The 12,845-nt window shown below is 66.1% G+C and carries 13 protein-coding genes; 6 read left to right on the forward strand and 7 right to left on the reverse strand.

Going from position 1 to position 12,845, the window contains the following annotated elements; genetic code table 11:
* Nucleotides 1–20: 20 nt before the first annotated feature.
* Together L6D75_RS19600 and L6D75_RS19605 are read left to right on the forward strand one after the other, a co-directional pair.
* Complete coding sequence (locus L6D75_RS19600; RefSeq protein WP_176516699.1) at nt 21–890, forward strand: LysR family transcriptional regulator; 870 nt, start codon at nt 21–23, stop codon at nt 888–890.
* Nucleotides 891–903: 13 nt separating this feature from the next.
* Nucleotides 904–1,269, forward strand: coding sequence for a DUF2784 domain-containing protein (locus L6D75_RS19605; protein ID WP_176516700.1), 366 nt, complete (start codon nt 904–906; stop codon nt 1,267–1,269).
* On the opposite strand, the gene tam is transcribed toward L6D75_RS19605, so the two are convergent.
* Entirely contained in the window at nt 1,266–2,042 is a 777-nt protein-coding gene (gene tam / locus L6D75_RS19610) for a trans-aconitate 2-methyltransferase (RefSeq protein ID WP_176516701.1), read from the reverse strand. The two genes, L6D75_RS19605 and tam, sit on opposite strands and share 4 nt — an antisense overlap.
* A 185-nt stretch (nt 2,043–2,227) precedes the next feature.
* Here tam and L6D75_RS19615 point away from each other — a divergent pair, with 185 nt between their 5' ends.
* Entirely contained in the window at nt 2,228–2,407 is a 180-nt protein-coding gene (locus L6D75_RS19615; protein WP_236193772.1) for a hypothetical protein, read from the forward strand.
* Between the two features lie 3 nt (nt 2,408–2,410).
* Here L6D75_RS19615 and L6D75_RS19620 read toward each other — a convergent pair whose 3' ends face one another.
* Nucleotides 2,411–3,820 (reverse strand): amino acid permease, encoded by a 1,410-nt coding sequence (locus L6D75_RS19620; RefSeq protein ID WP_176518274.1) that lies wholly within the window; start codon nt 3,818–3,820, stop codon nt 2,411–2,413.
* Nucleotides 3,821–4,145: 325 nt separating this feature from the next.
* Here L6D75_RS19620 and L6D75_RS19625 point away from each other — a divergent pair, with 325 nt between their 5' ends.
* Nucleotides 4,146–5,570: an aminotransferase-like domain-containing protein gene (locus L6D75_RS19625; RefSeq protein WP_176518275.1), complete on the forward strand. Its 1,425-nt coding sequence runs from the start codon at nt 4,146–4,148 to the stop codon at nt 5,568–5,570.
* 287 nt (nt 5,571–5,857) lie between these two features.
* Here the strand turns inward: L6D75_RS19625 and L6D75_RS19630 are convergent, their stop codons facing one another.
* From L6D75_RS19630 to L6D75_RS19640, 3 genes are read right to left on the reverse strand one after another with little or no spacing between them, the layout of a single operon-like run.
* The gene (locus L6D75_RS19630) at nt 5,858–6,880 is read right to left on the reverse strand and encodes a histone deacetylase family protein (protein ID WP_176511306.1); all 1,023 of its coding nucleotides are present in this window, start codon (nt 6,878–6,880) and stop codon (nt 5,858–5,860) included.
* Entirely contained in the window at nt 6,880–8,121 is a 1,242-nt protein-coding gene (locus L6D75_RS19635; protein ID WP_176511305.1) for a Zn-dependent hydrolase, read from the reverse strand. Before L6D75_RS19635 ends, L6D75_RS19630 begins: the two co-directional genes overlap by 1 nt.
* A gap of 28 nt (nt 8,122–8,149) precedes the next feature.
* The gene (locus L6D75_RS19640) at nt 8,150–9,454 is read right to left on the reverse strand and encodes an MFS transporter (protein WP_176511304.1); all 1,305 of its coding nucleotides are present in this window, start codon (nt 9,452–9,454) and stop codon (nt 8,150–8,152) included.
* A gap of 157 nt (nt 9,455–9,611) precedes the next feature.
* Here L6D75_RS19640 and L6D75_RS19645 point away from each other — a divergent pair, with 157 nt between their 5' ends.
* Both L6D75_RS19645 and L6D75_RS19650 read left to right on the forward strand, forming a co-directional pair.
* The gene (locus L6D75_RS19645; RefSeq protein WP_176511303.1) at nt 9,612–10,520 is read left to right on the forward strand and encodes a LysR family transcriptional regulator; all 909 of its coding nucleotides are present in this window, start codon (nt 9,612–9,614) and stop codon (nt 10,518–10,520) included.
* Nucleotides 10,521–10,634: 114 nt separating this feature from the next.
* Complete coding sequence (locus L6D75_RS19650; RefSeq protein ID WP_176511302.1) at nt 10,635–11,177, forward strand: WYL domain-containing transcriptional regulator; 543 nt, start codon at nt 10,635–10,637, stop codon at nt 11,175–11,177.
* 17 nt (nt 11,178–11,194) lie between these two features.
* On the opposite strand, the gene L6D75_RS19655 is transcribed toward L6D75_RS19650, so the two are convergent.
* Both L6D75_RS19655 and L6D75_RS19660 read right to left on the reverse strand, forming a co-directional pair.
* Nucleotides 11,195–11,926: a hypothetical protein gene (locus L6D75_RS19655; protein ID WP_176511301.1), complete on the reverse strand. Its 732-nt coding sequence runs from the start codon at nt 11,924–11,926 to the stop codon at nt 11,195–11,197.
* 73 nt (nt 11,927–11,999) lie between these two features.
* On the reverse strand, nt 12,000–12,743 hold the full coding sequence (locus L6D75_RS19660; protein WP_176511300.1) for a sulfite exporter TauE/SafE family protein: 744 nt from the start codon (nt 12,741–12,743) through the stop codon (nt 12,000–12,002).
* Between the last annotated feature and the right edge of the window lie 102 nt (nt 12,744–12,845).

The raw sequence follows: 12,845 nt of genomic DNA on the forward strand, positions 1-12,845 counted from the left end.
AGCTTGTTACTGGAGATGTCATGTCCGTGTCCCACGCTCAACTCAAGGCGTTTCACGCCGTGGCCGTGCACGGCAGCTTCACCCGGGCTGCAGAAAAACTGTTCCTGACCCAGCCAGCGGTGTCCGACCAGGTGCGCAAGCTGGAAGAGCGCTTCGGTGTTTTGCTGTTTCACCGCAACAAGCGTTCGGTGCAGCTGACCGACCTGGGCGAGCGCCTGCTGGGCATCAGCAAGCGCCTGTTCGCCTGCGAGGCCGAGGCCCATGACCTGCTGCAGGACTCCCGTGCCCTGCACACCGGCAGCCTGGTGCTGGCGGTAGATGCGCCGGTGCACGTGCTGCCGCAGATCGCGCGCTTCTGCCAGCGCTACCCGGGCATCCAGGTCAAGGTGGAAACGGGCAACACCGACGAATCGCTGGCCCGGCTGTTCAGCTACCAGGCCGACCTGGCCCTGCTGGGGCGCGATGTCGATGACGAGCGGCTGTTCTGCGTGCCCTTGCGCCGCGACCCGATGGTGGCGTTCGTTTCGCACAGCCACCCGTGGGCCAGCCGTGGCTCGATCAACCTGGCAGATTTGGACGACACGCCGCTGGTGCTGCGCGAGCCGGGCTCGGTGACGCGCCAGACGCTCGAGGAAGAGATGCAGCGCGCCGGCTTGCGGATCCGCCCGGCGATCCAGGTCGAAGGCCGGGAGGCGGCGCGCGAGGCGGTGGTGGTGGGGATTGGCGTGGGGGTGGTGTCGGCAGCGGAGTTCGGCGCCGATGCGCGTGTATGTGCGCTGCCGATCGTCGATTGCCAACGCCACCTGACCGAGACCCTGGTGTGCCTGAGCGAACAGCGCACGCGGCGGGTGGTGGCGACCTTCCTGCAGATGGTGCAGGAAGGGTTGTGAGGGGTTAGCGACCATGCCCTTTCGCCTAGCCGCCGACACCCTGCTGGTGCTGCACCTGGCCTTCATCCTGCTGGTGCTGTTCGGCGGCCTGCTGGTGCTCAGGTGGCGCCCTGCCCTGCTCCTGCACCTGCCCGCGCTGGCCTGGGGCCTGGCGGTCGAGGGGCTGCACCTGGAGTGCCCGCTGACCGACTGGGAAAACCGCATGCGCCTGGCTGCCGGCGATGCCGGCTACCCCGGGGGCTTCGTCGAGCACTACATCTGGCCGCTGATCTACCCCGCCGGGCTGACGCCGCAGCTGCAGTGGCTGCTGGGCGTCATCGTGCTGCTGGTCAACCTCGCCATCTACGGCTACGTGATCCGGCGCTGGCGGCGCCGTTAGCGGGTAGCGATCACGAACAACCGCGGGAACGGCAGCAGCACCTTGCCATCGGTGGCCAGCGTGTAGTCGCGCTGCATCGCCTGCAGGTACATCTGCAGGAAGTCCGCCTGTTCGTCTTCGTCCAGCTTGGCCAGGTAAGGCCGCAGCGCCGAGCCCTTGAACCACTCCACCACCGCCTCGGCGCCGCCTGGCAATGGGTGGTGATAGGTGGTGCGCCACACATCCACGCGGCTGCACAGCGGGCTGAGCAGGTCGTAGTAGAACGCCGCGTTGTGCCGCGGCGGCAGGCTGAAGCCGGCGAACTTCTCGGCCCAGCGCCCGCGCCCGGCGATCTCGCGCAGCTGCCGGTGCGCCGGCTCGTCGAGGTTGTCCGGGGTCTGCACCGCCAGGCTGCCGCCTTCGCTCAGCTGGCGCACCAGGTGCGGGTACAGCGCGCCGTGGTCGGGCACCCACTGCAGCGAGGCGTTGGCCAGGATCAGGTCCTGCGGCTCGGGGGCGCTCCACTGGCTGATGTCGGCGATCTCGCAGCGCACCCGCGGGATGTGCAGGCGCTTGCGCTCGCGGGCCTTGTCGATCATGTCCTTGTCGCTGTCCAGCGCGGTCACCTGGGCATCCGGGCAGCGTTGCAGCAGCACTTCGGTGGAGTTGCCCGGGCCGCAGCCCAGGTCGGTGGCATGGCGCACCGGGCGCGGCGGCACGGCGGCGAGCAGGTCGCGCACGGCGCGGGTGCGTTCGTCTTCGAACAGGGAATACTGGGTGGCGGACCAGGCCATGTGCAGCTCCTTTTGGCGGGCAGTGTGCTCAGCATAAGCCATCTGTCGGCCTTGAGGGCCCTATCGCCGGCAAGCCGGCTCCCACAGGTACCCCACAACACTCAAATCCTGTGGGGTACTTGTGGGAGCCGGCTTGCCGGCGATAGGGCCGGAACTGCCAGTCTATGCTGTGGGTCAGTCCCATTATGCGCATGCCCATGAAAACCTTCCTGGCCCTCGCCATCCTGGCCCTGATCGCCGCCGCCGCCCTGCTCGGTTCACCCTGGATGAACCAGCGCTTTCACATGCCCGACGAACAACCCCAGGCCCAACAACGCGAAACGGCCGGGTCCACGAGGGAGCCGGCCGTTTCGAACCACCACTAGCGCTTAGTGCTGCTTGGCGCTGCGGATCTGGTGCACCACACCCATGGCCACCACAATGGCCGCGGCGATGCCGGTGGAGATCACCAGGATCTGGTAGTCAGGCATGAAGGCCATGGTCACCAGGGCGGCGACGATGAAGCCGATCACCAGGTAGGTCAGCCATGGGAACAACCACATCTTCAGGCGCACTTCCTTGCCTTCGGCGATCAGCTTGCGGCGCATGCGCAGCTGCGAGAAGGCGATCACCAGGTACACCAGCAGGGCGATCATGCCGGTGGTGTTCATCAGGGTTTCCAGCACGTCTTTCGGGCGCAGGGTCTCGCTGAAGTTGATCAGCGCACAGACCACGGCCACGGCGCACGAACCGATGATGGCGAACACCGGTACGCCGGTGCCGGCGCGGGTGATCTTGAAGAACGACGGCGCGTCGCCACGCTGGGCCAGGGAGAACAGCATGCGCGAGGCGGTGTAGTGGCCCGAGATCAGGCAGCTGCTCACCGAGGTCAGCACCACGAAGTTCATCAGCAGCTCGGCGTAAGGCACGCCCAGCAACTCCAGGGTACGGCGGTAGGCGCCATAGCCGGAGACGCCCAGTTGCGGGTCGTTCCACGGCACCAGGCAGACGATCAGGAAGATCGAGCCGACGTAGAACAGGCACACACGCCATACCACCGAGTTGGTGGCCTTGACGATCTGGGTGGCCGGGTCCTTGGCTTCGGAGGCGGCGATGGTGACGATTTCGGCACCGAGGAAGGCGAACATCACCCCAAGTAGCGCACCGATCACCGTGCTGATGCCATTGGGCATGAAGCCTTCGGAGGTCAGGTGGCTGATGCCACGCACTTCACCGAACTGCCAGACGTTGGTGACCGCGGCGGTACACACGATCAGGAAGCAGACGATCGCGATCACCTTGATCAGCGCGAACCAGAATTCGAACTCACCGTAGTGCTTGACGTTGAAGAAGTTGACGGTGATCAGCAACAGGGTCGTGGCCAGCACGAACACGTTGACGCTCACATCGGGGAAGAAACCGTGCAGGATCTTGCCCGCCACATAAGCTTCCCAGGCCATCAGGATGACCCAGTACCACCAGTACAGCCAGCCGATGGTGAAACCGGCCCAACGGCCGATCGCGCGGTCGGCGTAGGTGGAGAACGAGCCGGTGTCAGGCGAGGACGTCGCCATTTCACCGAGCATGCGCATGATCAATACCACCAGGATGCCGCCCGCCAGGTAGGCCAGGACAGCAGCCGGGCCGGCGCTGTGGATCACGCTGCCGGAACCGACGAACAAGGCGCCGCCGATAACCCCGGCGATCGACATCATCGTCAGGTGGCGCGACTTGAGCGAGGCACTGAGTTTGCTCTCGTGCCCGCTTTTCGCGGTGGTGGTTGTGGATGTTGCGTCCATCAGTTGTGTACCCCGTGCTTCTTTTTATCCAAGGAAAACTGCAAGACCGCGATGGTCATCGGCCTCACGTACATCAGTGCTAATGCGGGCAGGAGGTGTGTGGCAACACACGCAGGCCATCCATGGCGGCCTGCTGACGCGCCCCAGGGTTTGCCCCTCGGGCGAACTGAACATGCTTTATGTGGCGATATCTGACACCTAATGTAAAAATGTATGACACATAGAGCCATGCACAGTGGCAGGAAAGTCGCACTGCACTGTACAGGCCGCCAATGCAATACACCCTGTAGGCGCTTGGCGTTACGCACCCTTCAAGGCCCCCGGAATGCTTGAATTACACCCAGACTCCTCGACCCCGCTGGTCAATCAGATCATCGATGGGCTGCGCGAGCTGATCGACAACCAGACCCTCAAGCCAGGCGCCAAGGTGCCGTCTATTCGGGCCTTCGCCGCCACGTACTCGGTGAGCACCTTCACCGTGGTCGAGGCCTACGACCGCCTGGTGGCCCAGGGCCTGCTGGTGAGCAGGGGCAATGCCGGGTTCTTCGTCAACCGCGCGGCGGCCGAGCTGCTGGACAACCACAACAGCGAAGCCGACACCACTCGACCATTGTTCAACTCCGAGTGGTACCTGCAGCAGATCTTCGAAACCCGCCAGCTGCCGTACAAGCCGGGCTGCGGCTGGCTGCCTAACGACTGGATGTACGAAGACGGCCTGCGCCGCGGCCTGCGCCAAGTGGCCGGCAGCCCGCTGGAGCTGTCCGGCTACGGCGACCCGATGGGCCTGCCGGAGCTGCGCGCGCTGACTGCGCAGAACTTGCAGCAAGAGTTGTCGATCGTCGCCAATCCTGCGCAGTTGATGCTCACCCACGGCGCCAGCCAGGCGCTGGACCTGGCCGTGCGCACCCTGGTGCGCCCCGGTGACGTGGTGCTGGTGGACGACCCGGGCTACCCCAACCTGATGAGCGTGCTGCGCACCCAGGGTGCCACCCTGGTCGGCGTGCCGCGCACCCCCAACGGCTACGACCTCAACCACCTCGAGCAGTTGCTGGCGCACCACCGCCCGACCGCGTTCTTCACCCAGCCGCACCTGCACAGCCCGACCTGTTCGCGCACCCCGCTGCCGCAGTTGCACCGGCTGCTGCAACTGGCCAGCCAGCATGGCTTTCGCCTGGTGGAGAACAACCTGTACGCCGACATGATCGCCGAGCCACAGCCGTGCCTGGCCAGCCTGGACCACCTGCAGCAGGTGGTGTACGTGGGCAGCTATTCGAAGAGCATCTCGCCCAACGTGCGGGTCGGTTACCTGCTGGCCAACCCGGAGCTTGCGCAGAAGCTGCTGCACATGAAGATGCGCTCGGGCCTGACCACCTCGCAGGTGATGGAGCGCGTGGTGTACGCGGCGATCATCGACGGCCGCTGGCGCAAGCACCTCAAGCGCCTGCGCCAGCGCCTGGCCGAGGCGCACCAGGACGTGGGCCGGCACCTGCACCGGCTGGGCTTCGAGCTGTTCACCGAGTCGGACGAGGGGATGTACATCTGGACCCGGCACCCGGCGATTCCGGACAGTGCGGCGCTGCTGGATGATGCACTGGAGAAAGGCATCATGCTCGGGCCTGGGCAGTTGTTCATGGTCGATGCCGAACCGACCGGGTGGATGCGCTTCAATGTGGCGTTCAGTACGGACCCGGCGATGTGGGAATTGTTGGAGAAGGTGCTGGTGAAGCATGTGCGCCGGGGGGGGATCTAGGCGCTTGTCGCGGGATTTTGGGTGTTTGTGAGATCGAGCGCCGCCCGCGCGGCGCATCGCGGATAAATCCGCTCCTACATTTGTTGCAACGTGCCTATGTCTGATAGGCCATGGTTGCCAGCCTGGGTGGCACGACGCGATTTCTCGACGGGCGCAAAAAGCGGACAACCATGGCCTGACAGACCGTGGCACGTTGCAACAAATGTAGGAGCGGATTTATCCGCGATGCGCCGCGCGGGCGGCGCGCGATCTATTGGGCGGTGAAAATGCTGTGGCGAGCCCCTGACCTACCGCCAATCCCCCTTCTGCGCAAAAAACGCCTGCGCATTGGCCTCCAGGCTCTCCAGGTGATAACCCCCCTCCTGCACGATCACGCACGGCATGCGCAACGCCCGAATCCGTTCACCCAATAGCGCGAACCCTTCGGTCGTCACCGCCACCTTGCTCTGCGGGTCCAGCTCGTAGATATCGAACCCCAGCGACAGCACCAGCACCTCGGCCCCAAAGTCCTTCACCGCATCCAGGGCAATCTCCAGCTGCCCCATGAAATCCGCCTCACTGGCGCCATGGGCCATCGGCAGGTTGAGGTTGTACCCCTCCCCCGCGCCACTGCCGCGCTCGTCCTCGAACCCCGCCACGCCTGGATAGAAGTTGGTCGGATCACCATGGGTCGACACATACAGCACATCATTGCGTTCGTAGAAGATCTCCTGGATCCCCTGCCCATGGTGCATGTCGGTATCGAGTATCGCCACGCGGCTGTAGCGGCTGCGCAAGGCTTGGGCGGCGACCGCGGCATTGTTCACATAGCAGAACCCCCCAGCCGCATCGAACCGTGCATGGTGCCCCGGTGGCCGGCACAGCGCGTAAGCGGCCGGCTCGCCATCGAGGATGGCCTTGGCCGCGGCCACCGCGCTCTGCGCCGACCAGTAGGCCGAACGCCAGGTGTGCTCGCCCACCGGGCAGCTGCCGTCGGCCAGGTAGCGCCCGGCCTGGGCAAGGATGCCGCGCAGGGCATTGGGCTCGCGCACGAAGATGTTCGACATCACCTCATCGCCCCAGTCCTCGGGCACTTCCTTCCAGCGTGCATGGGCCTCTTCGAGGAAGGCCAGGTACGCCTGGCCATGCACGGCCTTGAGCGGGCCAAGCCCGGCATCGTCGGGCTGGCGGATGTCGAAGCCCAGGCCCTTGGCCGCCTGCAGCAGGCGCTGGGCGCGCTCGGGGACTTCCTGCGGGGTGCGCATGGCGCCGCGCGAGTAGTAGCTGCGCGGATGGTGCAGCAGTTGTTCGGGGTGGAAGTAGCAACGCATCAGGCTTCTCCTTGTTCGACACGGCCGGCGCGGGCCAGCACGGCGTTGAGCAGTACGTCGACACCCTGGCGGGCATCCTCGGGCAGCACGTCTTCGGCCTCGTTGTGGCTCAGGCCGCCGACGCAGGGGATGAACACCATCGCCGTCGGGCAGTAGCGCGCCAGCAGGATGGCATCGTGGCCGGCGCCGCTGACGATGGCCTGCTGGGCATAGCCAAGGCCGTCCACCGCCTGCTGCACGGCGGCCACGCAGTCGGCATCGAAGGGCGTCGCCGGGCTGACCCAGTGGCGCTCGATGCGCACCTTGAGGCCGCGCTGGGCGGCGATGGCCTGCAACTGCTGGCCCAGGTCGCGTTCCATGGCCTCGATGGCCTCGTCACGGTGGTGGCGCAAATCGACGGTGAAGCGCAGCGCACCCGGGATGGTGTTGCGCGAGGACTTGGCAATCGACAGCTCGCCCACGGTGGTCAGGCCCTGCGGGGCGAAATCGGCGGCCAGCTGCTCGACGGCCTGGATCATCCGCGCGGCGCCATACAGGGCGTCCTTGCGCAGCGGCATCGGCGTGGTGCCGGCATGCGCGGCCATGCCTTCGACGGTGACGTCCAGCCAGCGGATGGCCTGGCCGCCGCTGACCACGCCAATGGCCTTGGCGTTGTCCTCGAGAATTGGGCCTTGCTCGATATGCGCCTCGAAGTAGGCATCGACCTTGCCGCCCAGCGGGCGCTGGCCGGCGTACCCGGTGCGCTGCAGTTCAGCGGCCACGCTGATGCCGTCGGCATCGCGGATGGCCAGGGCCTGCTCCAGGGCCAGGGTGCCGGTGAACACCGCCGAGCCGAACATGGCCGGGGTGAAACGGGCGCCCTCCTCGTTGGTCCACACGGCGATTTCCAGCGGCTTGCGGGTCTGGATGCCCAGGTCGTTCAGGCGCCGTACCACCTCCAGCCCACCCAGCACGCCGTAGACGCCATCGAAACGGCCGCCTTCGGGCTGGGTGTCGAGGTGGCTGCCGATCATCACCGGGGCGGCATCCGGGTCGCTGCCGGGGCGGCGGGCGAACAGGTTGCCGATGGCGTCCACCGACAGGCTCAGCCCGGCCTCGCGGCACCAGTGGCTGAACAGCTCGCGGCCGGCCTTGTCCTCGTCGCTCAGGGCCAGGCGGCAGCTGCCGCCGCGGGCGGTGGCGCCGACTTCGGCCATGGCCATCAGGCTCGCCCACAGGCGCTCGCCATTGCTTTTCAACATAGGGGTACTCCTAACTAAAACGAATGATTCAGGCCAGTTCCAGTTGCTGGCTGCGGGCGTACTGGCGCGACAGGGCCAGCACGCAGGCCAGGGAAACGCTGGCGATCAGGGTGTAGAACACGGCCATCGGCCACCACTGCCCGGTGAAGGTGTGGGCCAGCCAGGTGCCGATCAGTGGGGTCAGGCCGCCGGCGATGGCGCCGCACACCTGGTAGGCCATGGAAATGGCGGTGTAGCGCACGCGGGTTTCGAACATGCCGCTGACGTAGCCGGCGATCACCGCGTAGAACGAGGCCATGCAGGCGGCGGCCAGGGCGATGCCGAGCACGATCAACGGCCCTTGGCCGGAGCTGACCAGCACGAACATCGGGTACGGCGAGGCCATGGCCAGCAGCGCGACCAGGGCCAGAAAGCGTGTGGCGCCGAGTTTTTCCGACAGCCAGGCGGCCAGCGGCTGCACGCAGAACTGGATGATCGCGACGAAGAACAGGCACTCGAGAATCAGCGAGCGTTCAAGGTGCAGCTGCTGGGTGGTGTAGCTGATCATGAAGGTGTTGGTGAAATAGACCCCGGCAATGCCCAGGGTATTGGCGCCGATGCACAGCAGCAGCGGGCGCCAGGCGGTGCGCAGCACTTCCAGCACCGGTGCCTGCTCCTTGCGCAGGGCCTTTTGCGCCTGCTCGCGGCTGGCCAGGAATTCGGGCGATTCGTTGACCCCCAGGCGAATCGCCAGGCCCACCAGCAACAGCAGCGCGCTGGCCAGGAACGGCACGCGCCAGCCCCAGCTCATCAGCTGATCCTCCGGCAGGCGGGTGACGGCGCCAAAGGCCAGCAGCGACAGGATCAGCCCCGCCGGGCTGCCCAGCTGGGCGAACGAGGCAAAGAAGTTGCGCCGGCCCTTGGGCGCATGCTCCCCGGCCATCAGCACCGCCCCGCCCCACTCACCGCCCACGGCGATACCCTGGACCACGCGCAGGATGATCAGCAGCACCGGTGCTGCGGTGCCGATCTGCGCGTAGGTCGGCAGCAGGCCGATGCACACGGTGACGATGCCCATCATCAGCAAGGTGATGACCAGCGACTTCTTGCGCCCGATGCGGTCGCCCACATGGCCGAACACGATGCCGCCCAGTGGCCGGGCGAAAAAGCCCACGGCAAAGGTGCCGAAGGCGGCCATGGTGCTGAACAGGCTGTTGTCGGAGGGGAAGAACAAGGCGCCGAACACCAGGGCGGCGGCGGTGGCATAGATGTAGAAGTCGTACCACTCGATCATGGTACCGATGAACGCGGCGGCAGCGGCGCGGCGCGGCTGGGGCGAAGCGGTTGGCTTCATGGGGGGCTCCTTTGCTTGTTTTTCTGGCAGGAGTTGGAAGGGTCACGGTGGCGCTCTGGCGGCGCGCTGACTGCGATTTATCGGCCTGGGGCTATGATTAGTCAATTTTCTATTTATTATTCGAACTATTAACCACGCTTATCATCGAGCCCCCCCTATGTCTGACCGCCTGCTCAACGACCGCCTCGACTGGAACCTGCTGCGCACCTTCCGCGTGATCGGCCAGGAGCTGTCGATCAGCCGCGCCGCCGCGCGCCTGCACCTGACCCAGCCGGCCGTGAGCCAGGCCCTCAAGCGCCTGGAAGACCAGCTGGGGCGCCAGCTGATTGCCCGCCGCGGGCCACGCTTCGTGCTCACCGACATGGGCGAGCAGCTGTTCCAGCTGGCTGGCGAGGTGTACGGGCAGATGTCGCAGATCGGCGGCCTGTTGGAGCAACCGGCCGATGAGCTGGTGGGCAAGGTGCGGTTGCTGATGATCAGCCGCATCGTCAGCGAGCGTTTCGACGATTTTCTCGCCGATTTCCACCGTTTGCACCCACGGGTGGACCTGGAAATCGACGTGATGCGCAGCTCCGACATCGTCGCCGCATTGCAGGAAAAGACCGCCACCGCAGGCCTGAGCCTCAACCGCCGGCCACAACCGCGGCTGGAGCAGCGGCTGTTCCTGCGCCAGCGCTACGCCTTCTTCTGCGGCAAGCACCATGCCCTGTTCGGCCAGGCCGAAGGCGACCTGCAGCGGGAGAACTTCGTCAGTTTCACCAGCGACCAGATCGGCGGCATGCTCTCGCCGCTGACCATCTTCCGCGACCAGCAGGGCTTCTCCGGGCGCATCGTGGCCTCTTCGCCAAGCCTTGAGGAAGTGCGCCGGCTGGTGATCGCAGGCTTCGGCATCGGCTGCCTGCCGGAGCACGTGGTGGCGCCGGACGTGGCTGCGGGGCTGCTGTGGAAGCTGGCGCCGCAAGAGGGGATCGCCGATGTGGACATCCACCTGCTGTGGAACCGGGAGCAGCGTTTGAGCCGCGCCGAAGAGGTGTTCATCGAGGCGTTGCAAGCCAGCCTGGACTGACAGGTGGGCCGGGCTGGAACTTGGATCCGATCCTGTGAACGGGTATGCTACGCACAATAGCTATATGCCATCACTGCGGGCGCACCTTGCGCCCGGCGCTCAAGGACGAGACCCGTGCCCAGCCACCCTACCCGCCATACCATCGCCCGCCAGTGGCAGCTGCTCAAGTTGCTGCCCGACCGCCACCCCGGCATGAGTGCCCTGCAGTTGCAGGCCGCCCTGGCCAAGGCCGGGCACAAGACCAGCAAGCGCACGGTGGAACGCGACCTCAATGAGCTGGCCACGCTGTTTCCGGTGCACTGCAACAGCAAGGGCATGCCTTATGGCTGGTACTGGCAACCGGGGTTGAGCCTGGAGGAAGTGCAACAGCTGCAACCCGACCAGCTTTCGCCCACCGCGCAGATCGAACTGCGCGCCTGGGTGGACGACGGCCTTGCCCGGCGCCTGGAAGACCAGCCGCTGTCCGAAGACATGCAGCTGGCACCACAGCGCACCGGCGGCGCCAGGCTGGCGGCCACGGTCGACGACAGCCGTGCGCTGATGGGTTGGCTGCTGTCCCAGGCAGGTTCGATTCGTGTGCAGGCACCGGAAGATCTGCGCACCGCCATGGTCGCGCAACTGCGCGAAAGCCTGGCGCTGCACGACAGCGCTCACTGACGCCCCTCAGGGCTCACTCAGGAAGGCAAGCCTGGCACCCGCCGCCGCACCAGGCAGGCCCCGAGCCCGAGCACGCCCAGCACCAGCACGCCCAGCAGCATCACCAGTTCGCTGCTGTAGCGCGCCACCAGCGCCGGGAAGCCGGCGAACTCGCGGTACACCTGCACATCCGCCGCGCCGTCGGCGTGGCTGATGCTGATGCCGCCCTGGCGGATCTGCGCATAGTCGGCATCGAAATAGACCCACACCTTGTACACCCCACCTGCTTCGATGCTGGCGATCTGGACCTGAGGCGTCGAGGTTTCGTAGAGGGTGTCGTTGCCTGCCGCATCGCGTACCTGTACCAGGCCCTTGGCCGGCAGGCGGATCTTGACCTCGCGCACCACGGTGTCGCCGCTGTTGTGCAGGTCGATCAGCAGGCCCGTGCGGTGGTCCACCAGGCCCGCTTCGAACGGCTTGGCAAACAACTGCGCGTAAGGCGCCTGGGCCAGTTCCACCAGGCGGTCGACCTGGTCCGGGTTCAACGCGCCTTCGGCGATGCGGCCGATGCGCGGCTGCAACTGTTCGTACTTGAGCTGCTCGTTGGCGCGGCTGATGCGCTCGCTGAACTGGCTCGGGTAGGTGAGGTAGGCGTAGGTCAGGGATGCATCCAGCCGCGCGTTGTTCTTGAACAGTACGTAGAACAGCAGCATGGCGATCAGGACCAGCAGCGTGGCCGCGAGGGGTTTCCTGGTGATGTCCCAACTCAACGGTGCGATTCCTTCTGTAGCGGTAAGTGCGAAACGGGCCAAAGGGTGCCAAGTTCGGCGCCCCCAGGCAAGTTCAAGCGGCCAGCAACTGGGGCAACGAGGCCATCAGCATGGCCACCCCGGACAGGGTCAGCAAACCCAGCACCACGCGGCGGAACGCTTGCTCGCTGATACCCAGGTACACCCGCGTGCCGAACAGCGCCGGCAAGGCCATGGCCAGCAGCACCACGCCGAACGAGGGCAGCATGTCGCGGGTGACCACGCCGGTGCCCAGGTAGGTGAGCATGGTTACCGCCAGCATCGACAGGTTGAAGTTCTGGATGACCGCGCGCTGGGTATCACGCTCGAAGCCGCGCAAGGTACACCACAGTGTAGGCACTGTGCCGGTAAAGCCGCCGATGCCGCCCAGCGCCCCGCCGAGCATGCCCACGGCGCCGTCGGCCAGGCGGTTGCCCGGCAGCCTGGGCAGGCGCGGCGCCAACAGCATCAACGGGCACCACAGCACCAGCAGCGTGCCGAACACGGCCTTGAACCAGAGCATGTTGAGGTACGGCAGCACCCACACCCCCAGCGGGATGCCGGCCAGGCCGCCGAGCACGAAGGGCCACAACAGCGGCCAGCTGAAGCCGCGGCGCACGCTGAACACGGCGATCAGCTGGCCGGCGAGGCTGCCGAACACGGTCAGCGAGGCCGCCAGGCGCGGCTCCAGGCCCCAGGCCCAGAACGACATGGCGACCATGCCGAAGGCGAAGCCGGAAAGGCCCTGGACGAAACCGGCAACGATGGCGCCGAGGGCGATGAGGTAGAGCGAGTCCATAGGGGCTTGGCAGTTTGGCTTGAGTCGGTGCCATACGATGCCAGAGCTGGCGGCGGATGTCTGCGCCTGGGCAAACACCGCTGACATTGTGGGAGCCGGCTT

Source organism: Pseudomonas faucium (assembly GCF_021602585.1).
Taxonomy (GTDB): Bacteria; Pseudomonadota; Gammaproteobacteria; order Pseudomonadales; family Pseudomonadaceae; genus Aquipseudomonas; species Aquipseudomonas faucium.